The organism is Sphingomonas sp. NPDC079357, from assembly GCF_044901155.1.
GTDB lineage: Bacteria > Pseudomonadota > Alphaproteobacteria > Sphingomonadales > Sphingomonadaceae > Sphingomonas.
Window position 1 is genome coordinate 400846 of the sequence record NZ_JBJDOM010000002.1, and the last position, 21544, is coordinate 422389.

The 21544-nt window shown below is 66.5% G+C and carries 26 protein-coding genes; 12 read left to right on the plus strand and 14 right to left on the minus strand.

Features of this window, described 5'->3' with window-relative positions; all coding sequences use genetic code 11:
- Nucleotides 1–4 precede the first annotated feature (4 nt).
- Complete coding sequence (locus ACI2JO_RS10805; RefSeq protein WP_404720696.1) at nucleotides 5–817, plus strand: DUF815 domain-containing protein; 813 nt, start codon at nucleotides 5–7, stop codon at nucleotides 815–817.
- Between the two features lie 257 nt (nucleotides 818–1074).
- Here ACI2JO_RS10805 and ACI2JO_RS10810 read toward each other — a convergent pair whose 3' ends face one another.
- Together ACI2JO_RS10810 and ACI2JO_RS10815 are read right to left on the minus strand one after the other, a co-directional pair.
- Nucleotides 1075–2526: a methyl-accepting chemotaxis protein gene (locus ACI2JO_RS10810; RefSeq protein ID WP_404720697.1), complete on the minus strand. Its 1452-nt coding sequence runs from the start codon at nucleotides 2524–2526 to the stop codon at nucleotides 1075–1077.
- 69 nt (nucleotides 2527–2595) lie between these two features.
- Nucleotides 2596–4380, minus strand: a complete 1785-nt coding sequence (locus ACI2JO_RS10815) for an ABC-F family ATP-binding cassette domain-containing protein (protein WP_404720698.1) — start codon at nucleotides 4378–4380, stop codon at nucleotides 2596–2598.
- Between the two features lie 115 nt (nucleotides 4381–4495).
- On the opposite strand from ACI2JO_RS10815, the gene ACI2JO_RS10820 reads away from it, so the two are divergent.
- The 3 genes from ACI2JO_RS10820 (at nucleotide 4496) to ACI2JO_RS10830 (ending at nucleotide 6919) form a co-directional block, all read left to right on the plus strand.
- Nucleotides 4496–4789 (plus strand): hypothetical protein, encoded by a 294-nt coding sequence (locus ACI2JO_RS10820; protein ID WP_404720699.1) that lies wholly within the window; start codon nucleotides 4496–4498, stop codon nucleotides 4787–4789.
- A gap of 98 nt (nucleotides 4790–4887) precedes the next feature.
- Entirely contained in the window at nucleotides 4888–5553 is a 666-nt protein-coding gene (locus ACI2JO_RS10825) for a response regulator transcription factor (RefSeq protein ID WP_022686661.1), read from the plus strand.
- A gap of 58 nt (nucleotides 5554–5611) precedes the next feature.
- Nucleotides 5612–6919, plus strand: a complete 1308-nt coding sequence (locus ACI2JO_RS10830) for a sensor histidine kinase (protein WP_404720869.1) — start codon at nucleotides 5612–5614, stop codon at nucleotides 6917–6919.
- Nucleotides 6920–7085: 166 nt separating this feature from the next.
- Here ACI2JO_RS10830 and ACI2JO_RS10835 read toward each other — a convergent pair whose 3' ends face one another.
- The 8 genes from ACI2JO_RS10835 to ACI2JO_RS10870 all read right to left on the minus strand — a co-directional run bounded on the left by ACI2JO_RS10835 (nucleotide 7086) and on the right by ACI2JO_RS10870 (nucleotide 9976).
- Complete coding sequence (locus tag ACI2JO_RS10835) at nucleotides 7086–7505, minus strand: SufE family protein (protein ID WP_404720700.1); 420 nt, start codon at nucleotides 7503–7505, stop codon at nucleotides 7086–7088.
- Between the two features lie 40 nt (nucleotides 7506–7545).
- A complete protein-coding gene (locus tag ACI2JO_RS10840; protein WP_404720701.1) occupies nucleotides 7546–7785 on the minus strand; it encodes a hypothetical protein in 240 nt (79 codons plus the stop codon).
- 29 nt (nucleotides 7786–7814) lie between these two features.
- Entirely contained in the window at nucleotides 7815–8039 is a 225-nt protein-coding gene (locus ACI2JO_RS10845) for a hypothetical protein (protein WP_404720702.1), read from the minus strand.
- Between the two features lie 56 nt (nucleotides 8040–8095).
- The gene (locus ACI2JO_RS10850; RefSeq protein ID WP_404720703.1) at nucleotides 8096–8377 is read right to left on the minus strand and encodes a hypothetical protein; all 282 of its coding nucleotides are present in this window, start codon (nucleotides 8375–8377) and stop codon (nucleotides 8096–8098) included.
- Between the two features lie 53 nt (nucleotides 8378–8430).
- Nucleotides 8431–8811 carry an envelope stress response membrane protein PspC gene (gene pspC, locus ACI2JO_RS10855; protein WP_404720704.1) on the minus strand — a complete coding sequence of 127 codons (381 nt, stop codon included), beginning with the start codon at nucleotides 8809–8811 and terminating at the stop codon, nucleotides 8431–8433.
- Nucleotides 8811–9092: an envelope stress response membrane protein PspB gene (gene pspB, locus ACI2JO_RS10860; protein ID WP_333915561.1), complete on the minus strand. Its 282-nt coding sequence runs from the start codon at nucleotides 9090–9092 to the stop codon at nucleotides 8811–8813. Before pspB ends, pspC begins: the two co-directional genes overlap by 1 nt.
- 1 nt (nucleotide 9093) lies before the next feature.
- Nucleotides 9094–9756, minus strand: a complete 663-nt coding sequence (gene pspA / locus ACI2JO_RS10865) for a phage shock protein PspA (RefSeq protein ID WP_404720705.1) — start codon at nucleotides 9754–9756, stop codon at nucleotides 9094–9096.
- An 82-nt stretch (nucleotides 9757–9838) separates the two neighbouring features.
- Nucleotides 9839–9976, minus strand: a complete 138-nt coding sequence (locus tag ACI2JO_RS10870; protein ID WP_404720706.1) for a hypothetical protein — start codon at nucleotides 9974–9976, stop codon at nucleotides 9839–9841.
- A 155-nt stretch (nucleotides 9977–10131) separates the two neighbouring features.
- Here ACI2JO_RS10870 and pspF point away from each other — a divergent pair, with 155 nt between their 5' ends.
- The 3 genes from pspF to ACI2JO_RS10885 all read left to right on the plus strand — a co-directional run bounded on the left by pspF (nucleotide 10132) and on the right by ACI2JO_RS10885 (nucleotide 14167).
- On the plus strand, nucleotides 10132–11193 hold the full coding sequence (gene pspF, locus ACI2JO_RS10875; RefSeq protein ID WP_404720707.1) for a phage shock protein operon transcriptional activator: 1062 nt from the start codon (nucleotides 10132–10134) through the stop codon (nucleotides 11191–11193).
- Nucleotides 11194–11253: 60 nt separating this feature from the next.
- On the plus strand, nucleotides 11254–11865 hold the full coding sequence (locus ACI2JO_RS10880; protein ID WP_404720708.1) for a superoxide dismutase: 612 nt from the start codon (nucleotides 11254–11256) through the stop codon (nucleotides 11863–11865).
- A 157-nt stretch (nucleotides 11866–12022) separates the two neighbouring features.
- Complete coding sequence (locus tag ACI2JO_RS10885) at nucleotides 12023–14167, plus strand: TonB-dependent siderophore receptor (RefSeq protein ID WP_404720870.1); 2145 nt, start codon at nucleotides 12023–12025, stop codon at nucleotides 14165–14167.
- Between the two features lie 9 nt (nucleotides 14168–14176).
- Here ACI2JO_RS10885 and ACI2JO_RS10890 read toward each other — a convergent pair whose 3' ends face one another.
- From ACI2JO_RS10890 to ACI2JO_RS10900, 3 genes are read right to left on the minus strand one after another with little or no spacing between them, the layout of a single operon-like run.
- Nucleotides 14177–14881 (minus strand): inner membrane-spanning protein YciB, encoded by a 705-nt coding sequence (locus ACI2JO_RS10890; protein WP_404720709.1) that lies wholly within the window; start codon nucleotides 14879–14881, stop codon nucleotides 14177–14179.
- The gene (gene ftsY / locus ACI2JO_RS10895) at nucleotides 14878–15810 is read right to left on the minus strand and encodes a signal recognition particle-docking protein FtsY (protein ID WP_028966018.1); all 933 of its coding nucleotides are present in this window, start codon (nucleotides 15808–15810) and stop codon (nucleotides 14878–14880) included. The genes ACI2JO_RS10890 and ftsY overlap by 4 nt, the downstream gene beginning before the upstream one ends.
- Complete coding sequence (locus ACI2JO_RS10900; RefSeq protein ID WP_404720710.1) at nucleotides 15807–16985, minus strand: MiaB/RimO family radical SAM methylthiotransferase; 1179 nt, start codon at nucleotides 16983–16985, stop codon at nucleotides 15807–15809. The genes ftsY and ACI2JO_RS10900 overlap by 4 nt, the downstream gene beginning before the upstream one ends.
- Nucleotides 16986–17001: 16 nt before the next feature.
- Between ACI2JO_RS10900 and ACI2JO_RS10905 the strand changes: the two genes are divergently transcribed.
- The 5 genes from ACI2JO_RS10905 to rimM all read left to right on the plus strand — a co-directional run bounded on the left by ACI2JO_RS10905 (nucleotide 17002) and on the right by rimM (nucleotide 20551).
- Nucleotides 17002–17556 carry a DUF924 family protein gene (locus tag ACI2JO_RS10905; RefSeq protein WP_404720711.1) on the plus strand — a complete coding sequence of 185 codons (555 nt, stop codon included), beginning with the start codon at nucleotides 17002–17004 and terminating at the stop codon, nucleotides 17554–17556.
- 276 nt (nucleotides 17557–17832) lie between these two features.
- Complete coding sequence (ffh, locus tag ACI2JO_RS10910; RefSeq protein WP_404720712.1) at nucleotides 17833–19341, plus strand: signal recognition particle protein; 1509 nt, start codon at nucleotides 17833–17835, stop codon at nucleotides 19339–19341.
- 126 nt (nucleotides 19342–19467) lie between these two features.
- Nucleotides 19468–19893 carry a 30S ribosomal protein S16 gene (gene rpsP, locus ACI2JO_RS10915; protein WP_404720713.1) on the plus strand — a complete coding sequence of 142 codons (426 nt, stop codon included), beginning with the start codon at nucleotides 19468–19470 and terminating at the stop codon, nucleotides 19891–19893.
- Nucleotides 19894–19947: 54 nt separating this feature from the next.
- Complete coding sequence (locus ACI2JO_RS10920) at nucleotides 19948–20088, plus strand: hypothetical protein (RefSeq protein WP_404720714.1); 141 nt, start codon at nucleotides 19948–19950, stop codon at nucleotides 20086–20088.
- The gene (rimM, locus tag ACI2JO_RS10925; protein ID WP_404720715.1) at nucleotides 20057–20551 is read left to right on the plus strand and encodes a ribosome maturation factor RimM; all 495 of its coding nucleotides are present in this window, start codon (nucleotides 20057–20059) and stop codon (nucleotides 20549–20551) included. The genes ACI2JO_RS10920 and rimM overlap by 32 nt, the downstream gene beginning before the upstream one ends.
- A gap of 82 nt (nucleotides 20552–20633) precedes the next feature.
- On the opposite strand, the gene ACI2JO_RS10930 is transcribed toward rimM, so the two are convergent.
- Nucleotides 20634–21542, minus strand: coding sequence for an NAD(P)/FAD-dependent oxidoreductase (locus tag ACI2JO_RS10930; RefSeq protein ID WP_404720716.1), 909 nt, complete (start codon nucleotides 21540–21542; stop codon nucleotides 20634–20636).
- Nucleotides 21543–21544: the final 2 nt, after the last annotated feature.

Consider the following 21544-nt stretch of genomic DNA (forward strand, 5'->3'; position numbering starts at 1 on the left):
GCCTATGACCGACACCCTGGACCGGATCGCCGCCGCGCTGGAGCGGCTCGCCCCGCCGCCGCCCGCCAGCGCCGACCCGCTGGCGCACCCAGCTTACCTCTGGCGCGATGGTGCGCTGGTGGTGGCGCGTGCCTTTGCGCCGCTGCCGTTGACGTTGTTGCAGGGCGCGGAGGCGCAGAAGGCGACCTTGCTCGCCAATCTCACGCGGCTGGCCGACGGGTTTCCTGCGCAGGATGCACTGCTGTGGGGCGCACGTGGCACGGGCAAGTCGGCGCTGGTGAAGGCCGCCGTCGGCGCGGTGCAGGCGGCAGGCGGCGCGCTGGCGCTGATCGAGGTCGCCGCGGACCGGCTGGAAACACTGCCCCGGCTGTTCGACATGGTGGCCGGGCAAAAGCGCGCGTTCGCGATCTTCCTCGACGATCTCGGCTTCGATGCCGCGGCAGAGGCGCGTGTGTTGCGCTCGCTGCTGGAAGGCGGGGCAGAGGCGCGACCTGCAAATGCGCGGCTGATCGTCACTTCCAACCGCCGCCATCTGGTGACGCGCGACATCAAGGAACAGGAAAGCGCGATTAACCCGCGTGATTCAGTCGACGACCAGATGGCGCTGGCGGATCGTTTCGGGCTGAGCCTCGGCTTTCACGTCGTCGATCAGGACGGTTATCTGGCGATCGTCCGCGGCTATGCCGAGCGATACGGGCTGCCGTTCGATCCCGCCGACGCGGTGCAATGGGCGACGCGGCGGGGCAGCCGGTCGGGGCGCGTGGCGTGGCAATATGTCGTCGAGCTGGCCGGACGGGAGGGGAAACGGCTGGACTAGGCTGATGGAGGGCCTGCCGGATCGACGCGGAGACAGTACCGTACAAATTTCAGCGCCGTCGTTTGCAGGGTGACGTCGCCGACGAACGGAAGGCCATCGTTGTCGATCGCTGCGGTGGCCCCGATCATCTGCTTGCCAGCCGGGCAGAGAATGCAGGTTCGCACGGAACAGGGCGTTTCTTGCCGTACGGCCAACGGTGATCCGGTTGTCCCACTCTTGGGCATCGGATCGCCGTCATCGATCGCGGAAGGCTGGGCTCAGGCCGCCGCCAGCCGCTGCTGCATCCGGTGAACAGGATTGCCATCCGTATCGCCCAGCCGGAAGCGGGCGACCTCGCGAGACAGCACTTCGGCTTCGGCGGCGAGCGTGCGCGCGGCCGCGGTGGCCTGTTCGACCATCGCGGCGTTGCGCTGCGTCACGTTGTCCATCTCCGACACCGCGGTGTTGACCTGGCCGAGCCCGACCGACTGTTGGCTGGCCGAGGTTGCGATCCGCGAGACGAGGTCGCTGATCTCACCGATCCGGCCTATGATGCGCTGGAGCGCCTGACCCGCCTCATTGACCAGATCGACGCCGACGCCGACCTGTTCGGAGGAGGCGAGGATGCGGGTCTTGACGTCCTTGGCTGCGTCCGCCGAGCGCTGTGCCAGCGCGCGGACTTCGGAGGCGACGACCGCGAAGCCCTTGCCCGCTTCGCCGGCGCGCGCCGCCTCGACGCCCGCGTTGAGTGCGAGCAGATTGGTCTGGAACGAGATGCCGTCGATCACGGTGATGATCTCGCTGATCTCCGCCGACGAGCGTTCGATGCCGCCCATCGCCTCGACCGCCCGGCGGACGATCTGGCCCGATTCCTCGGCCTCTCCGCGCGCTTCGCCAACGATGCGATTGGCCTGCGTGGCGCCATCGGCGGTCTGGCGGACGGTAGAGGTGATCTCGTCCATCGCGGCGGCGGTTTGCTCCAGCGAGGCAGCCTGCTGCTCGGTGCGCTGCGACAAATCGTCGGACGCCTGCCGGATATCACCCGAACCAGTGCGGATCTGGAGGCTGGAGCGGGTGACGACCCCGAGCGTCGTCGACATCTGCGTGCGCATCGCCTCAAAACTATCGGCGAGCGCCTGATATTCAGCTGGGAGGCCGTCGAGCGTCTCGGTCAGGTCGCCGTTCGCCATTCGCTCGAACACCTGCCCGCAGCGCTCGATCACCGCGCGGCGTCCCGCCTGCTCGGCCTCGAAATAGGCGGCGAGCGCGATGTCCATGTCGATCAGCGACGCCTTGACCAGCGCGGTCGCGGCGCGCGCGCGGCGGCGGGCACCGAACGGCCAGAGCAGCCGGCCCAGCATCACCTTGGGGAGTACGTGCTCCAGCATCCGCGCATAGCCGCTGATGTACCAGGTGGGGGCAAGGCCGATGCGCGCGTGGATTTGCCCGATGTGCGAGGCGGCTGCGGCGTAATTGCGGTCGATCGGACCCGAAAAGAGCTTGCGCCAATGTTCGAGCTGCTTGTCGCGGGCGTGATCCATCCGCGCCTGCGACTGAAACATGCGGCTGATCGCCGGGGTGCTGGCGATATGCTTGTAGAGCGCGACCAGCGCGGTTGGCGCGTGGCGCTCAATCGCGCGCCGTACCACCGGGAAGGTCGCATAGCTGCGTTCGGTATAGCCGAACGCGGCCAGACGTTGTTCGAAGTCGATTGGTTCCGATCCGCTCACAGCACTTCCTCCGTGCCGTCAGCAATAATCGGAGACGGTTAAGGTCGGGTAAGCCTGCCGCGTTGAATTCTAAGCATTTTCTACAATTTCAGCTAGTTCAAGCCAGCGCATCTCGGCGGCGTCCTTCTCGTCACGGAGCGCGGCGACGCTGCGGCTGAGACGGTCAAACGCGGTGGGATCGCGCGTGTACAGCCCCGGATCAGCCATTGCCGCCTCGTCAGCGGCGATCCGCGCATCCAGTTCCTCGATCCGCTTGGGCAGCAGATCATAATCGCGCTGATCCTTATAGGTCAGCTTGACACGAGCGGGGGCAGGAGGTGGTGCAGCCGCCGCGGCGGGTTTGGCGGCGGCCTTCCTGGTGGCCTCGACGTGCGGGCGGCGCTGGCGCTCCCAGTCCTCGTACCCGCCCGCGACGACATCGACGTGCCCCGACCCGTCCAGCCCGAGCGTGATCGTGACGGTACGGTCGAGGAAATCGCGATCGTGGCTGACGATCAGCACGGTGCCGCCGTAATCGGCGATTACCTCCTGCAACAGATCGAGCGTTTCGAGATCAAGATCGTTGGTCGGCTCGTCGAGGATCAGCAGATTGGACTCACGCGCAAATTCGCGCGCGAGCAGCAGCCGCGAGCGCTCGCCACCAGACAGCGTGCCGACCTTCGCCTCGGTCAGCGACGGATCGAAGAGGAATTCCTTGAGATACCCGTGGATGTGCTTGCGCGATCCCAGCACGTCGATCCACTCGCCGCCGTCCGCCAGCACCTCGCGCACCGTTTTCTGCGGCGCCATCAGGCTGCGCTGCTGGTCGATGAAGATGCCGTCGAGCGTCTTCGCGCGCTTGACGGTGCCGGTGTCGGGTTCCAGCTCGCCGGTCAGCAGCTTGAGCAGCGTCGTCTTGCCCGCGCCGTTGCGCCCGACCACGCCGATCCGGTCGCCGCGCGCGACGCGCAAATTGAGGTCGCGGATGATCGGGCGGTCGCCGAAGCTCTTCGAGACATGGTCGACGTCGATCACGACCTTGGTCTTGTTGTCGTCGCTGGCCATCTGGAGCGCAGCGGCGCCCTGCGGCCCCATCATCGCGGCGCGTTCAGCGCGCATCTCCTTGAGCTTCGACAAACGGCCCTGGTTGCGGCGGCGGCGACCGGTGACGCCGCGCTGCAGCCAATGCTCCTCGATCTTCAGCTTGGCGTCCAGCCGCTGCGCGTTGCGCTCCTCCTCGGCGTAGACCTGCTCCGTCCAGGCATCAAAGCCGCCAAATCCGACCTCGGCGCGGCGCAGCTCGCCACGGTCGAGCCACAGGGTCTGCCGGGTCAACCGGGTGAGGAAGGTCCGGTCGTGGCTGATGACGACGAATGCGCCGGTGAAGCGCTTCAGCCAGTCCTCGAGCCATTCGATCGCGGCGATGTCGAGGTGGTTGGTCGGTTCGTCGAGCAGCAGCACATCGGGGTCCATCGCCAGTGCGCGGACGATCGCGGCACGGCGGCGCTCGCCGCCTGAGGCGGAGGACGCCTCGCGCGACAGGTCGATGCCGAGTTGATCGGCGATTGCATCAGCTTGATAATGTTCGGGCGCATCGTTCCCGGCCAGCGCATAGTCGCGCAGCGTGGCGAAGCCGCTGACGTCCGGGTCCTGCTCCAGCATCACCACCTTGGTGCCGGGCACGATCGTTCGCCGCCCCTCGTCAGCGTCGATGACGCCCGCGATCAGTTTCAGGAGCGTGGACTTGCCCGCGCCGTTGCGTCCGATCAGCGCCAGCCGATCGCGCTCGCCGACATACAGGTCGAGATGGCGGAACAGCCATCCGGCCCCCTGAACGAGCCCGAGGTTCTCATACGACAATATTGGTGCGGCCATGTGCAGCGACCTAGGGAACCCCAGCGCAAGGGGCAAGTTGCGCGGAGGACACATGCGCCGCTTTCCTCATTCACAGGCTGTTCAAGCCGCTTTGCCTATGCCAGCACCGGTGAGAATGCTTCCTTCGCTCCTCTTGTGCGGGCTGGCCGCTCCGGCGATCGCCCTGCCGACGCCCGACCAGGCACGCGACGGGTCGGTGGCCTTGCAGGCACGCCGGCAGGGCCGGTTGCTGCCGTTGCCCGAGATCGAACGCCGCGTGGTGCCAACGATGCGCAACGCCCAGTACATCGGCTTCGATCTCGAAATGCCGAGCGGGATCTACACACTCAAATTTCTGCGCGATGGCGCGGTTATCTGGATCGATGTCGATGGCCGTACCGGGCAGGTGCTCGGTCGGACCGGGCGTTAGCCGGCGTTCAGCGCGATGAAAGCCGCAATTCCATACCGGCCGGCTTTCGTGCTAGCCCGCCGGCCAGACATAACGATTTCTAGGGAGCCCCACCACCGATGCGCGTGCTGATCGTCGAAGATGAGCCCAATCTGGGGCAGCAGCTGAAATCAACGCTGGAGGGTGCTGGCTATGCCATCGACCTGGCGACCGATGGTGAGGAAGGGCATTTCCTCGGCTCGACCGAGAATTACGACGCGATCGTGCTCGACCTCGGCCTGCCGGAGATCGACGGTCTGACCGTGCTCGATCGCTGGCGCAAGGAGGGCAAGGTGACGCCGGTGCTGGTGCTCACAGCGCGCGATAGCTGGTCGGACAAGGTCGCCGGGCTCGATGCGGGGGCGGACGATTATGTCGCCAAGCCTTTCCAGACCGAGGAACTGATCGCACGGCTGCGCGCGCTGATCCGCCGCGCCTCCGGTAATGCCTCGTCGGAGCTGATCGCCGGCGACGTGCGGCTCGACACGCGCTCCGGCAAGGTGACGCGCGCCGGCGAGCCGGTGAAGCTGACCGCGCAGGAGTACAAGCTGCTCAGCTACCTGCTCCACCACAAGGGCAAGGTGGTGAGTCGCACCGAGTTGATCGAACATATCTACGATCAGGATTTTGATCGCGATTCGAACACGATCGAAGTGTTCGTGACGCGCATCCGCAAGAAGCTGGGCCAAGACGTGATCACCACGATCCGCGGCTTGGGCTACAGTCTGGAAGACCCGGACGCCTGACACCGTGATGGAGGGCGAGCCCAGCAAGCCGCGGGCGAGCGGGTCGCTCTCGCGGCGGATGATCCTGATCGCGTTTGCGTGGATCTCGGCGCTGCTGGTCGGCGGCGGGTTCGCGCTCGATCGCGTACTGGTCGGCGCGGTGACGGCCAATGCCGACGATCAGCTGCAATATGTGCTGCGCTCGTTGCTGGCGTCGGCGGAGATCGACCCGATCGGCGAGGTGCGCTTCAACCGCCAGCCCGCCGACCAGAGTTTTCTGGAGCCGTATTCAGGGCTTTACTGGCAGGTATCGGCGCCGGGGCACGAGACGTTCCCGTCGCGGTCGCTGTGGGATCGTGAGCTGGCATATGGCACGCCGCACAGCGGGTCCGACATCCGGAAATATGACAGCAGCCAGTTTCCTGACGAAAAATTGCGCGTGATCGAGCGTGATGTGACGCTGCCGGGGTCGAACGTTCGCTGGCGCTTTCAGGTAGCGAGCCGTGGGGACGCGCTGGAGGCGCAGATCACTGTCCTTCGGCGCACGTTGGTGCGCAGTTTCGTGCTGCTCGGGGTCGGGCTGGCGGTGCTGGCGACGCTGCAGACGTTCTATGGCCTGTTGCCGTTGCGGCGCTTGCGGCTGGAGATCGCCAAAATGCGCGCCGGGCAATCAAACCGGATCGACGGCGCGATGCCACTTGAGCTGTTGCCGATGGTCGAGGAGCTGAACGCGCTGGTTGCGCATAACGAGACGCAGGCCGAAGAGGCGCGGCGCCACGCCGGCAATCTGGCGCACGCCCTGAAGACGCCGCTGACCGTCATCATGAACGCCGCGACCGCGCAGTCAGACGATCTGGCCGATACCGTGATCCGTGAGGCGCGAACGATGCGGCGGCAGGTCGACCATCACCTGGCGCGCGCGCGCGCGGTCGGGCGGCGCGGGTCGGCGCACAGCCGCGCGCAGGTGTGGCCGAGCGTCGAATCGGTCGAGCGCGCGGTGCAGCGGCTCTATCCGCATGTGCGGATCGACATGAGCGGGCCCAAGGATCTGGTCGCGCATATCGAGCGACAGGATCTCGACGAGATCATGGGCAATCTGGTCGAGAATGCCGCGAAATACGGCGGCGGCAGCGTGTTCGTCACCGTCGGGGCTCAGGCGGGGTTCGTCGAGATTGATGTCGAGGATGACGGCATGGGCATCCCGGAGGCGGATCGCATTCGTATCTTCGACCGCGGGGTGCGCCTGGATACCGGCAAACCGGGAACCGGGTTGGGGTTGGCGATCGTTCGCGATGTCGCGGAAATCTACGACGGGACGGTGACGCTGGAGGAGAGCGATGACCTCGGCGGGTTGCTGGTACGGTTGCGGTTGCCGATGGCGGGGTGAAGGGATCGTGACGGCAGGTCGGGCTTTTGCGGAACCGCCTTCGCAACTAGACCCCGGCCTTCGCCGGGGTGACGGCCTTGGATAGCCGGAAATCCAGACGCGCAGGTCCATCGGTAGAAGCGTAAGGTCATAGGTTCTGGATTCCCGCCTTCGCGGGAATGATGAACTAGCCAGCGTAACGTGTCGCGGTTTCGCGGATCAGGGCAATCATGTTCGGAATGCCCTGCGTGCGGTTAGAGCTGAGCTGTGCCTTCAGGTCGAACGAGGCCAATTCGCCTTCGATATCGGTGGCGAGGATTTCCGCCGGCGTGCGGTCCTGAACGGTCAGCAGCACCAAAGCGATGATGCCCTTGGTGATATGCGCGTTGCTGTCGGCGAGGAAGTGCAGCCGGCCGTCGTAGCGAACCGCGGGATAGACCCAGACCGAAGCGGAGCAGCCGCGCACCAGCGTCGCGTCGGTCTTGAGCGCCGTGGGCATCGGCTCCAGCGCGCGGCCGAGTTCGACGAGCAGGCGGTAGCGGTCGTCACCTTCAAGGAAGGCGTATTCGTCGCGAACGTCGTCGAGCGTGGCAGCGGCTTCGGTCATAGAGCGCGCGCTACCGCCCCGGCGCGCCGCCCGCAACCATTCAGAGGTCGACGCCCGCCGCAATCGCTTCCAGCTTGCGGATACGTTCCTTCAGGTCGGCGATCTCGATCCGCGCGCCGGCATTGTGGGGCGGTGCGGGCTCGTTCGCCAGCCGCAGCTCCTGGCTTTTAAGCTGGAGCCAGCCGCGCCAGCCGTTCAGCGCGGCGACGATCAGCATCGCCAGCCCGGCAAGCGACGCGACGGCAAGGGTGAGGGTGAGGGTGATCTGGGGATCGGACATGGCTGCCTTCTCCTGTGCTGGCGTTGGGATCAGCGGTCGCGCAATTCTTCGATCTGGCGTTCCAGATCGCTGCGGCCGTGTTGATCGGTGATGACGCGCTCCAGGACGGCAATGCGTTCCTTGAGCTGGCGGATTTCATCATAGGAGCGGGGGTCGGCTCCAGTCTCGGGCAGTCGCGGCTGAGCGCGTTCGGCGCGGTACTTCTCACGACTGACGCGGCCGATGGTAACGATCATCACGATCAGGACCACCATTATCGCTACGGACCACGGCACGATAGTTCCTCCCTCTTTCGTTTGTCTTCGGGTGTTCAGTTCAGCGGGCGCTGATCGGGCATCGTGCGCAGTGCGTCGATCTCGTCGGCAAGCGCGACGCCCTTATCGGTGGCGATCCGTTCGAGCACGCGGACGCGGGCTTCGAGCCGCTCGGTCTGCGCCGCATATTGTGCGGCCTTTTCGGCGGTGCGCTCGGCGTCGAGTTCGAGGCGGCGGTGCTGGATGTCGAGCCACGGCCGAACGATCATCTTGGCGACAATTGCCGTGATCGGGATCATCAGCGCTACGATCGGGACGAGGATAGGACCGAGTTCCATGACGTCATTCTCCCTTGGCGGTCGCAGTGTTCTGCGATCACGCGCCTGGCGTTTCAGCGCAGGCTGTCGATTTCCTTGGCCAGCGACGAGTTGCGGCTGGTGTAGTGGAGCTCGATGTCGGCAAGCCGGCGGTCGATGTCGCGGAACTTGGCGCGGACCTCGGCGGTCGACCGCTTCGGATTGGCGCGAACGCCCTGCCAGAACTTCTGGTCGTCATGATCCTGATAGAGGCCGGTCGGCTTCGGATCGACGATCCAGGCGACCACCACATAAGCGAGCAGGATCCACCATTGCTGCGCAACAATCGTCAGCCCGGCGATGCCGAGACGAACCCAGAGGACGTCAATCCCGACATAATCGGAGATCCCGGCGCAGACGCCCTTCCACTTGCCATTCTGCGGATCGAGGTAGAATTGGGTGCGGCTGTCGGACATCAGTTCCTCCGCTGCGACGTGGGTTGATCGAGGCGATAGTCGGGTGCCGAGCGATAGTCGGCGATGCCGGGGCGGAAATCGGGATTGTCGGCGGCGACGATCCGTTCGACCGTGTTGACACGGTCCTCGAGCCGGCGGGCGAGATTGTACATCTCGTCGAGCAACTGCTCGTCCTCACCGGTCATCTTGGGTGCGGTCTTCCACTTCGTCACATAGTGCAGGATCAGCCACGGCAATCCGATCATGAATGCCAGAATGGCGATGACGCCGGTCAAGTCCATTTCAACCCTCCTTGTTCAGGCGCTTCTTCAGCGCTTCGAGCTCGGCGTCGATCTTGTCGTTCGATCGCAGCTCGTTGAATTCGTCCTCGAGCGATCGGGGCGTGAGGCCCATCGCCTCGGCACGTCCCTCCGCCTCGTCGGCGCGGCGCTCCAGGATTTCGAAGCGGCTGAACGCCTCGTGCGTCTTGGGGCCGTTCCACATCTCGCGCAGCCGTGCCTTGGTGTTGGCGCTCTCCAGCCGCGTCGCGATGGCGTTCTGCTTGGCGCGAGCCTCGCGCAGCTTGTTCTGAAGCTTGGCGATATCCTCTTCAGAGGAGCGCAGCGCCTCGTCGAGGCCGGTCACTTCCTCGCGGAGCTGTGCCCCCATGTCGGCGGCCTTGCGACGCTCGACGAGTGCGGCCTTGGCGAGATCCTCACGGTTCTTGGACAGCGCCAGCTCGGCCTTCTCGGTCCAGCTGGCCTCCAGTTCCGCCAGCTTGGCGATATGGCGGCGCATCTCCTTCTGATCGGCGATGGTGCGGGCGGCAGAGGCGCGAACCTCGACCAGCGTGTCTTCCATCTCCGCGATGATGATGCGGACCATCTTGGCGGGATCGTCCGCACGGTCGAGCAACTCGGCCATGTTGGCGGCGACGATGTCGCGAGTGCGGGAGAAAATGCCCATTCGATGCGGACTCCTTGGGTATTCGCGCCTTCTTAGCGGATTGGGCAGGGTACGGGGAGGGTTCCCGTATCCCGCCCTCCGCTCACGCTATCGTGCGGGCGGAAACGGTGGGGGTGTTCGCCAGCGCCGTGGCCGGGCCGACCGCGCCGAGCACCATCGTGGCGCTGACGAGGACGGTGAGGGCGAGGGCGGCGAGCTTGGTGGTGAAGGTAGCGGTCATGGTGGAAACTCCCTGAATGCGTTGTTGCCAGAAGCTTTGCAGGAGGCGTGCCAATTTGATTTTTTGGCGTAAAAGCGAGCTTTTTTGGCGGCCAGAAGCGAATTGCAAAAACTGACAGTTGCTATCGTCTGGCAATTTGCGCCAATCCTTGGTGCATGAAGCGCAGCACGCAGGTGATCGGACAGTCGGGCGTTTTTCTCGACGCGCTGGAGCGGGCGAGCCGCGCCGCCGCGCTTGATCGCCCGGTGCTGGTGATCGGCGAGCGCGGGACCGGCAAGGAGCTGGTCGCCGAGCGGCTTCACCATCTGAGCCCGCGCTGGGATCAGCCGCTGGTGACGATGAACTGCGCCGCGCTGCCCGAGACGCTGATCGAGGCGGAATTGTTCGGGCATGAGGCGGGGGCCTTCACGGGCGCGTCCAAGGCGCGCGCGGGGCGGTTCGAGGAAGCGGATGGGGGCACGTTGTTCCTCGACGAACTCGGCACGCTCTCGATGGGCGCGCAGGAGCGATTACTGCGGGCGGTCGAATATGGCGAGGTGACGCGGATCGGGGCGTCGCGGCCGCTGCGCGTCGACGTGCGGATCGTCGCGGCGACGAACGAGCATCTGCCCGACCGCGTCGAGGATCATACGTTTCGTGCCGATCTGCTCGATCGCTTGTGCTTCGAGGTGGTGACGCTGCCGCCGCTGCGGGCACGCAAGAGCGACATTCCGGTGCTCGCCGATTTCTTCGGGCGGCGGATGTCCTCGGAGCTGGGGCGCGACGAATGGCTCGGATTTTCGCCCGAGATCGAGGAGGCGATGCGCGACTATCGCTGGCCCGGCAATGTCCGCGAATTGCGCAACGTCGTCGAGCGCGCGGTCTATCGCTGGGAGCGGGGCGGTGCGGTCGGCGCGATCGAGTTCGATCCGTTCGACTCGCCCTACCGCCCGGCGGGCGCGAACGGCCGGCGACCGGCCGCCGTGCCCGCGTCGGCGGCCGGATCGGCACCCACCGCGTCACCGCGCGGCGACGGCGCGGACGACGAGGTCGCGGCGTGCGAGGTTGGGCCTTCCGATTTCAAGAGCCGGGTGGCGCTGTTCGAGCGCGAGCTGCTGACCAAGGCGCTCGCCGAGCATCGCTTCAATCAGCGCGCGACCGCCGAGGCGCTGGGGCTCAGCTACGACCAGTTGCGCCACGCGTTGCGCCGGCACGATCTGATCGGAGCGGTTGCGTAACGAGCGCGGCGGAGCCATTTGGGGCGCATCGCGTTGCCGATGCGAACCTAAGGAGGATTTATGGCTTTCGAACTGCCGCCGCTGCCTTACGCCTATGATGCGCTGGAGCCGGTGATCTCCAAGGAGACGATGACCTTCCACCACGACAAGCATCATGCCGCCTATACCAACAAGCTGAACGAGGGCGTCACCGCGGATCCGTCGCTGGAAGGCCTGTCGATCGAGGACATTCTGGCGCGCGTCTCGTCGCTGCCGCCGCTGATCCGCAACAATGGCGGCGGGTTCTGGAACCACGATTTCTTCTGGAAGATCATGGGGCCGAAGGGCTCGACCCAGCCGTCGGGCAAGCTGGCCGAGGCGATCGACGCTTATGGAGGGCTCGACAAGCTGAAGGAAGATTTCAACGGCAAGGGCGCGGGCCAGTTCGGTTCGGGCTGGGCTTGGGTGATCGCGGACTCGTCGGGGGCGCTGAAGGTGACCTCGACCCCTAACCAGGACAATCCGCTGATGGACGACGCCAAGGACAAGGGCACGCCGATCCTCGGCAACGATGTGTGGGAACACGCTTATTACCTGACCTACATGAACGACCGCCCCGGCTATCTGAAGGCGTGGTGGGACGTGGTGAACTGGGACGAGGCCGGGCGCCGCTACGACGCCGCGATCGGCTGAGCCACTGCGCTGTGTTGACGAAAAAGGCCCGGGGCGATCCCCCGGGCCTTTTTCATGCGCGCCGAAATCATGGTGGATAGGTCGTTAACGATGCCTTGAGGCTTGCGGAGTACGGACTATGCGCCGCCGCGGGCTCGAGGGGATCAAGATCGTGCTTATGTTCAAGCGCTCCGCCGCGCTGTTCGGTGGACTGCCGGTCGCGCTGGCGCTCACGATGGCGGCGACGCCGGTCGCCGCGGAGGAGGAGCAGGCGGCGGAGCATGACGACGTCATGGTCGAAGGCGTGCGGCAGCCATATCGGGGGAGTTTCGCACTGCGCGAGATACCGCAGGCGATCACCACCATCGATGCCGCGACCCTGCAGGAAAACAATATCCTGCGCCTCACCGATGCGCTGGACCTCAATGCGTCGGTCGTGCGCCAGAACACGCTGGGCGGGCTGTGGGACAGTTTCGCGGTGCGCGGTTTCGCGGGCGACGAGAACTTGCCGAGCGGGTATCTCGTCAACGGCTTCAACGCCGGGCGCGGGTTCAGCGGGCAACGCGACGTTGCGGGGATCGAACGTGTCGAGGTGCTGAAGGGACCGGCGGCGGCGGTGCTGGGGCGCGGCGAGCCGGGCGGATCGATCAATCTGGTGACGAAACAAGCCGAGATCGGCCGCAGCTTTGGCAGCGCATCGCTGCAATATCGTAGTTTCGATACGGTGCGTGCAGAGGGCGACGCGAATGTCGCGTTGACCCGCAATCTGACCGCGCGGCTTATCGGCTATGCCGAACGTGGCGACACGTTCCGCGAGTTCGTCAGCGAGCGACGCTGGGGCTTCCTGCCGTCTGTCGCGCTGGCGATCGGCAGCAGCACGCGGCTGATCTACGACATGGAATGGACGCGAACGGCGGTACCGTTCGATCGTGGAATTGTCGTCCTCGACAACAATTTTCGCACGATACCGCGTTCGCGCTTCCTCGGCGAGCCGGGGGATGGCGATACCGTAGCGCGCGCCTTCGGGCACCAGTTGCGGGTCCAGCATGATTTCGGCAGTGGATGGAGCCTGTTGCTGGGTGCGAGCCACCGCGACACCAGGCTGACCGGCGCATCGTCCGACGTCGAGACCGCCACCGCGCGGCAGAAAGTGTTCGTCGACGGTCGCACCTTGTCGCGCCAGCGCAGGACGCGCAGCTACACCTCCGTACACAACGTCTTTCGCGCCGAACTGGCGGGTGCGTTCGCGACCGGCGCGATGCGGCATCGCGTGCTGATCGGCGGCGACGTCGATTATTTCGATACAGACCAATATTTCACGCGCTTTCGCGGCCCGGTCATCACTGCGGCCACTACCGACCGGCAGAGCTATGCGATCGATATCGAAAACCCGGTCTATGGCCGCTGGCCGGTGCCGGCGGGGGTGTCGACCACCAACCGGCTCGACGTGCAGCGTACGGCGGGCGCGTATGTGCAGGATCAGATCAGCCTCACCGACCGGTTGCAAGTGCGCATTGGGGGGCGGGTTGACGGTTTCCTGCTCCGCGTCGACAATCGCCTGCTGAACACCGTGGGGCGGCGGAGCCGGGCGCGGTTCAGCCCGCAGGCCGGCATCGTCTACGATATTGCAGCGCCAGTGTCGCTCTATGCGGCCTACGGCGAAGGCTATCGCGCCAATATCGGCACCGACGCACGCGGCAACGTCTTCGAACCCGAGACGAGCAAGTCGATCGAGGCCGGCGTGAAGCTGGTGGCGTTCGGCGGGCGGCTGAACGGCACGCTGGCGGTGTATCAGCTCGACAAGGCGAACGTGCTGGCGACCGATACCACCAACCCCGGTTACTCGGTCGCGATTGGCAAAGCGCGGAGCCGCGGGGTCGAAGTGGACCTCAACGGGCAATTACCGGGGCACGTCGATGTGCTTCTGAGCTATGCCTTTACCGACGCCGAAGCGCGGACGCGGGTACTCGATCCCAATTTCTCGTTCCAGATTTCGCCGGGCGATCCGCTCATCAACATTCCCAAGCACAATGCCAATGTGCAGCTTGCCAGGCATCTGACAGTCGGCGGACGAACCGCGGTGCTGGGGGCAGGGGCGCAATATGTCGGCGAGCGCAGCGGGCAGACCGGCAGCCGCTTTACGCTCCCCGCGCATACGCTGGCGCGTGTGTTCGGCGAGGTCGGCCTGACGCCGGGGACGACGCTGTTCGCCTCGGTCAGTAACCTGTTCGACGCGCAATGGTATGCGAACAGCTATTCGCCGATGTGGGTGCAGCCCGGCGCGCCGCGCACCGCGACGATCGGGGTGCGCGCGCGGTTTTGAAGGGCTGGTTCAGCCCTCCGGCGGCACCGGTGGCGCGTCATCGCCAAGGGTGAGGCCGTGGCGCATCAGCATGGGCACGTTGGCGATTGCGAACAGCATCGTCGCGGGAATGACGATCCACACCTTGTAGATCGCCCACAGGTCCCAGCCGCGCTGCGGGCCGACCGCGACCGCCGCGCCGCGCCACACCGCCTCGTTGAGGAACGCCATCACGACGAAGAACCACACCCAGTTGAGCGTCAGCCGCCGCCAGCCACTCTCGCGCAGGCCGGGATAGCTGCTGCCCATCAATTGCTGGAGCAGGGGGCGACCGGTCGCGACGCCGAAGCCGAGCACCGCGGCGAGCAGCGCATAGACGATCGTCGGCTTCATCTGGATGAAGCGCGGGTCGCGGAAATACATCGTCAGCCCGCCGAACACGATCACCAGCCCGGCCGAGATCAGCAGCATCGGCGGCACGCGCCCGAGCTTCACCTTTGCGATCACCAACGCGACGACGCTGGCGAGCACGAACACCGCGGTGGCGAGGATCACGCGCGCGAGCAGCAACGCCTCGACCTGTTTCAGCGTCGAAAGCATCGGGGTGAAATGCGCGACGATCCCGCGCGCGACCTCGGCGGGGACGAGGAAGTTGGCGGCGAAGAACAGCGCGAGCGGGCCGTAATCGACCAATGCGCGGACGCCGCCATGGCCGTCGTTCTGCGGCGTGCTCATCGTTGCTTGCCCCCGTCGATCCCGGCGATGATCCGGCTGACCTCGCGCGCGTCGAACGGGCGCAGGTCGTCCATCTGCTCGCCGACGCCGATCGCGTGGATCGGCAGGCCGTAGCGTTCGGCCGCTGCGACCAGCACGCCGCCGCGCGCGGTGCCGTCGAGCTTGGTCATCACCAGCCCGGTGACCCCCGCGACTTCCTTGAAGACCTCGATCTGGCTCAGCGCGTTCTGCCCGGTGGTCGCGTCGAGCACGAGCAGCACGTCATGCGGCGCGGCGGGGTTGAGGCGACCGAGCACGCGGCGGATCTTTGCCAGTTCGTCCATCAGCTCGCGCTTGTTCTGAAGCCGGCCGGCGGTGTCGACGATCAGCACGTCGGTGCCGATCGCGGTCGCCTGCTTGACCGCGTCCCAGACGATCCCGGCGGCGTCGCCGCCTTCCGGGCCGGTGACGATCGGCACGCCGATCCGCTCCGCCCAGGTCTTGAGCTGGCCGATGGCGGCGGCGCGGAACGTGTCGCCCGCCGCGAGCATCACCGCATAATCCTGTTCGAGGAACAGATGCGCGAGCTTTGCGATCGTGGTGGTCTTGCCCGAGCCGTTGACGCCGATGACGAGGATCACCTGCGGGCGCGGGAAGGCGTCGATCCCGATCGGCTTGGCGACGTCGCGCAGCACCTTCTCGACTTCCTCGGCGACGACCAGCCGGATGCCCAGTTCCTCCATGTTGCGCTCGAACGTCCCCTCGGCCAACCGGTCGCGAACCTTGGCGGCGGTGGCGGGGCCGAGGTCGGAGGCGATTAGCGCTTCCTCGACGGTGTCGAGTGTCTCCTCGTCGAGCCGTGCGCCGCCCAGCCCGGCGAGGTTGCCGACCAGGCGGTCGGAGGTGCGGCGAAAACCGCCCAGCAGCTTATCGTGCCAGCTCGTGCTCATGCGATGATTCCGGTCAGATGGTCGGGGGCGGCGGCGGTGATCGTCACCGCGACGATACCGCCGATGGGAGAAGGCGCGGGCAGACGCACCGCGGTGAAATCGGGCGCGTGGCCACGGTCGCCGGGCTTTTCGACCAGCACCGGCTGGACGGTGCCGACCTGCGCGGCGAGGCGGCGGGCGAGGCGATCGGCGGCGGCGGCGCGTAGCTGCGCGGCACGGTCGCGTGCGATGGCGGGGGCGACCTGCGGCATCCGCGCCGCCGGAGTGCCGCTGCGGGGCGAATAGGGGAAGACGTGCGCGTGGCTGATGTCGGCTTCGTCGATCAGCGCGCGCGTGTTCGCGAACATCGCGTCGTCCTCGGTCGGGAAGCCGGCGATCAGGTCGGCGCCGATCGCGACGTCGCGCGCCGCCCTGAGCCGCTCGACCAGCCGCAATACGTCGCCGCGCGTGTGGCGGCGGCGCATCCGCTTGAGGATCATGTCGTCGCCGGCCTGCACGGACAGATGAACGTGCGGCATCACGCGCGGCTCCTGCGTGAGGAGCGCGAGCAGCTGGTCGTCGATCGCGGCGGGGTCCAGCGAGGAGAGGCGCAGGCGTTCGAGCGCCGGCACCTCAATGAGCAGCCGCTCGACCAACGCGCCCAGCCGCGCGCCGCGATCGTCGTAGCTGGCGAGATCGACCCCGCTCAGCACCACCTCGCGCTGGCCGTGCTCGACCAGCGCGGCGATCTGCGGGATGATCGCCACGATCGGCTCGGCGCGGTTGCGGCCGCGGCCCTGCGGGATCGCGCAGAAGGTGCAGTGATGGTCACAGCCGTTCTGGACGCCGACGAAGGCGCGGGTCTGCGGGATTGGGCGCGGCGCGTTCGGGCGTGCGCCCCAGGTGGCGGGGAGCAGCTTGGCGGCATTGCCGATCACGCGATCGACCTCGGGCATCGCCGCGAAGCCGTCGCGGTCCATCTCCGAAGCGCAGCCGGTGACGATCAGCTCGGCCTCCGGACGCGCGCGACGCAGCCGGCGGATCGCGGCGCGGGTATCTTTCACCGCCTGATGGGTGACGCCGCAGCCGTTCACCACCACCTGCCCGCGACCCGCCATCTGGCGGATCGCCGCGCTTTCGGCGATGTTAAGACGGCAGCCGAGCGTCACGACCTCGGGCTGGGTGGATAAAGACATGAGGAGCGATCTAGTTATGACGGCGGATGAAGTCGACTCTGCGGCGCGCGCGGTGCGCGACTTCTGGTTCGGGCTGAGCAAAGAGCAGCAGTTCGCGAAGGACGACGCCCTCGACGCAACGATCCGCGACCGGTTTGGGGCGTTGCGCGCCCGGGTGCTGGAGAGCGAAGCTGCGGCGTGGCGGGATGATCCGCGCACGCTGCTGGCGGCGGTGATCGTGCTCGACCAGTTTTCGCGCAACCTGTTCCGGGGGAAGGCGGAGGCGTTCGCGGCCGACCCGCTGGCGCGTGAACTGACCGATCTGGCGATCGCGCTCGGGTGGGATACGGAGTTGTCGAAACAGGAGCGGGTGTTCCTCTACATGCCGCTGATGCACGCCGAGGATGCGGCGGGGCAGGCGAGGAGCGTCGCGATGTTCGAGGCGCTGGGAATCGAGGAGAATGTGAAGTTCGCGCACGATCATGCCGACGTGGTTGCGCGGTTCGGGCGGTTTCCGTCGCGCAATGCGGCGCTGGGGCGCGAGACGACCGAGGCGGAGCGGGTATATTTGGAGGCGGGTGGCGGCTGGTAGCCCCCCGGCCATTCCCGCGAAGGCGGAAATCCAGAACCTATGACGTTGCTACTCTATCACCAGACCTGCGCGTCTGGATCCCCGCCTTCGCGGCGATGACGGAGTGGCAAGGGCGCCAGACCCGAACAAACTTGCTTCCCATATCGCTTTCCGCTAGGCGATCACCCAAGTTCCGTTGGTGAACGCAAGGATCAAGCGCTCTTGTGGCGCACGCTGGCCGGCGAGGTTTCGCCCGCCGGCGTATTTTGCGTTTTGCGGCGGGTGAAAGGAGTTTCGATGTTCGATAGCCTCAGCGATCGTCTTGGCGGCGTCTTCGACCGGCTGCGGGGGCGTGGTGCGCTCACCGAAGCCGACGTGCGTCAGGCGATGCGCGAGGTGCGCGTCGCGTTGCTCGAGGCGGACGTGGCGCTGCCGGTCGCGCGGCAGTTCGTCGACGAGGTCACCGAAGAAGCGATCGGGCAGAACGTACTCCGCTCGGTCACGCCGGGGCAGCAGGTCGTCAAGATCGTCAACGACGCGCTCGTGCGGATGCTGGGCGGCGACGATCCCGAAGGCGCCGATCTGAACCTGAACGTTGCGCCGCCCGCGATCGTGATGATGGTCGGCCTGCAGGGCTCGGGCAAGACCACCACCACCGCCAAGATCGCGAAGCGGCTTTCGACCGGATCGATGACCGGGCGGACCGCCAAGAAGGTGCTGATGGCGTCGCTCGACGTCAATCGCCCGGCGGCGCAGGAGCAGTTGGCGACGCTCGGCACGCAGGTCGAGGTCGCGACGCTGCCGATCATCGCCGGGCAGCAGCCGGTCGAGATCGCGCGCCGCGCGGTGCAGGCGGCGAAGCTGCAGGGCTTCGACGTGCTGATGCTCGACACCGCGGGCCGCCTGCACGTCGATCAGGCGCTGATGGACGAGATGAAGGCGGTCGCCGATGTCGCGAAGCCGCAGGAAATCCTGCTGGTCGTCGACTCGCTGACCGGTCAGGACGCGGTCAACGTCGCGACTAACTTCTCCGAACAGGTGCCGCTGACCGGCGTCGTGCTGACCCGCATGGACGGCGATGCGCGCGGCGGCGCGGCGCTGTCGATGCGCGCGGTCACCGGCAAGCCGATCAAGTTTGCGGGCGTCGGCGAGAAGCTGGATCAGCTCGAGGCGTTCCACCCGTCGCGGGTTGCCGGGCGCATCCTCGGGATGGGCGATGTCGTCTCGCTGGTCGAGCGCGCCGCGGAGTCGATCCAGCAGGAAGACGCCGAGCGGATGGCGAACCGGCTCGCCAAGGGTCAGTTCGACATGAACGACCTGCGCAGCCAGCTCGCGCAGATGAAGCGCATGGGCGGGCTCGGTGCGCTGGCGGGGATGCTGCCGGGGATGAAGAAGGCGCAGGCCGCGATGGACGCGACGCCGGGCAGCGACAAGATGCTGGTGCATCTCGACGCGATGATCGGCTCGATGACCGTCAAGGAGCGCGCCAAGCCCGAGCTGATCAACGCCAAGCGCAAGATCCGCATCGCCAAGGGTTCGGGCACCACAGTGCAGGAGGTCAACAAGCTCCTGAAGATGCACCTCGAAATGTCGACCGCCATGAAGAAGATCAAGAAGATGGGCGGGTTGAAGGGCATGATGGCGATGCTCGGCAAGGGCGGGCTCGGCGGGCTCGGCAATGCGATCGGGGGCGCCGACATGGGCGACATGATGGGCAAGCTGGGCGGGCCGGGCGGTGGTCCGGGGCTCCCCGGATTGCCCGGCAACCTTCCGGGCGGGCCCGGCGGGTTCAAGTTCAAGAGATAGCGATCGTCGCTCCTGCGGAGGCAGGGGCTCGAGGTCTCTCCCTGACGAGGGGCGCCGGTCGTTGAAACGAAAACATGTCCCTGCCTCCGCGGGGGCGACGAAACGAAGAAGCAAGGAAGTTAGCAAATGGCACTCAGCATTCGCCTGTCGCGTGGTGGCTCGAAGAAGCGTCCGTACTATCGCATCGTCGTCGCCGACGCGCGCAGCCCGCGCGACGGCAAGTTCATCGAGAAGCTGGGCAACTACAACCCGCTGCTCGCCAAGGACGACGAGAAGCGCATCGTGCTCGACGGTGAGCGCGCCAAGCACTGGCTGGCGATGGGCGCGCAGCCGACCGACCGCGTGGCACGCTTCCTCGATGCGGCCGGCGTGAAGGAGCGCGCGGCACGCAGCAACCCGAAGAAGGCCGAGCCGGGCGAGAAGGCCAAGGAGCGCGCCGAAGAGCGCGCCGAGAAGCAGAAGGCGGCCGAGGAAGCCGCTGCCGAGGCAGCAAAGGCGCCGGCGGCCGAGGCAGAGGCTCCTGCTTCCGAGGCCGAAGCGACCGCCGAATAAGCATCCGATCGCGGTCGTCGTGCGTTGCTCCCGTTCACTCGAACAGGAGAGCGCATGATGACCGCCGATCCCGATCCGCGCACCGCGCCCGAGGACCATGAAGACGCGACCAACCAAGGCGTCTCCGCCAACGACCCCGCCGAAGGGCGCGACGACGCCCCCGATGGCGACGGCGACTCGCCCGATAGCGAGTGAGGTGCCGGCCGGCGTAATCGTGCTGGCCGCGATTACCGGCGCGCATGGCGTGGCGGGTGAGGTGCGGCTCAAAGTCTTTGCGGACGATCTGGCCTCACACCGCTCGTTCAACGGCGGGGCGCTGAACTTGGTAAAGTTGCGTGATGGCACGATCGCGCGCTTCGCCGAGGTCGCGGATCGCACCGCGGCGGAGGCGTTGCGCGGAACGGTGCTGACCGTGCCACGCGATGCGCTCCCTCCGCTTGGCGAGGGCGAATATTATCACGCCGATCTGCTCGGGCTCGCGGCGGTTTCCACGACCGGGGAGGAATTGGGCGTCGTCGCGGCGGTCGAGAATTTCGGTGCTGGCGACGTCGTTGAGGTTCGGCGCGCTAGCGGCAAGACCTTCATGGTGCCAATCTCGGCGGTGCCGGAATGGAATGATGAGCAGCTGGTGATTGAGGCCGAATTCGTCGAGCCTTGACGCCACCCGTTTGCGCTGAGCTTGTCGAAGGGCGTGTCTGGGGCACGTGCTTCGACAAGCTTAGCGCGAACGGGGGATGCGATTACCTCCTGAGCGGACTTCGCTCCGCCAGCAGGTTGCGGATCGCGGTGGCCGCCACCCCGGCCTCGCCCATCGCATGGCTGATCTGGTCCAGCCCCTTAACGACATCGCCCGCCGCGAACAGGCCGGGGACGCTGGTCCGCTGATGGTCGTCGACCTCCAAACATCCTTCGTCGCTGGCGCGCGCGCCGGCCTCGACCGCGAGCCGTGAGCGGATGCGCGAGCCGAGCGCGGGATAGACGCTGTCGAACGCCATCCGTCCGCGTGCTGTGTCGAAGGCGAACTGTTCGCCCTCGATCGCATAGCCGCCACATGGTCCGTCGACTCGCACCACGCCGGCATCGTCGAGCGCCTGCGCGCACGCCGGGTCCAGATCATGTTCAGCCTCGGGCGACACCAGCGTCACGTCGCGAGTGAAGCCACGCAGGAACAGTGCCTCGCGCATCCCGTGATCGCCGGTGCCGATGACGGCGACGCGGCGGTCGGTCACTTCATAGCCGTCGCAGACCGGGCAATAGCGCAACAACCCGCGGGCCAGTGCCGGATCATGGACGTCCGGTAACAGGTGGGCGGGGCGATGATTGACGACGCCGGTGGCGAGCAGCACGGTCCGCGCGCGGTGCGTGCCATGATCGGTACCGACAACGAAGTCGTCGCCGTCACGCGTGAGGCTAATGACTTTTACCGGCTCGCGTCGGGCGCCATATTTTTCCGCCTGCGCCTGCATCAGCGCGAGCAGGTCCTTGCCGGCGATCCCTTCGGGATAGCCGGCATGATTGCGGGTGCACGGGATCATCGCAGCGCGGCTCGATCCGTTGTCAAACAGGCGGATGGCGAGATGGTAGCGCGCCAGATAGATGGCGGCGGTCAGCCCGGCCGGTCCTGCGCCGATGATGATGCAATCGTCCACGA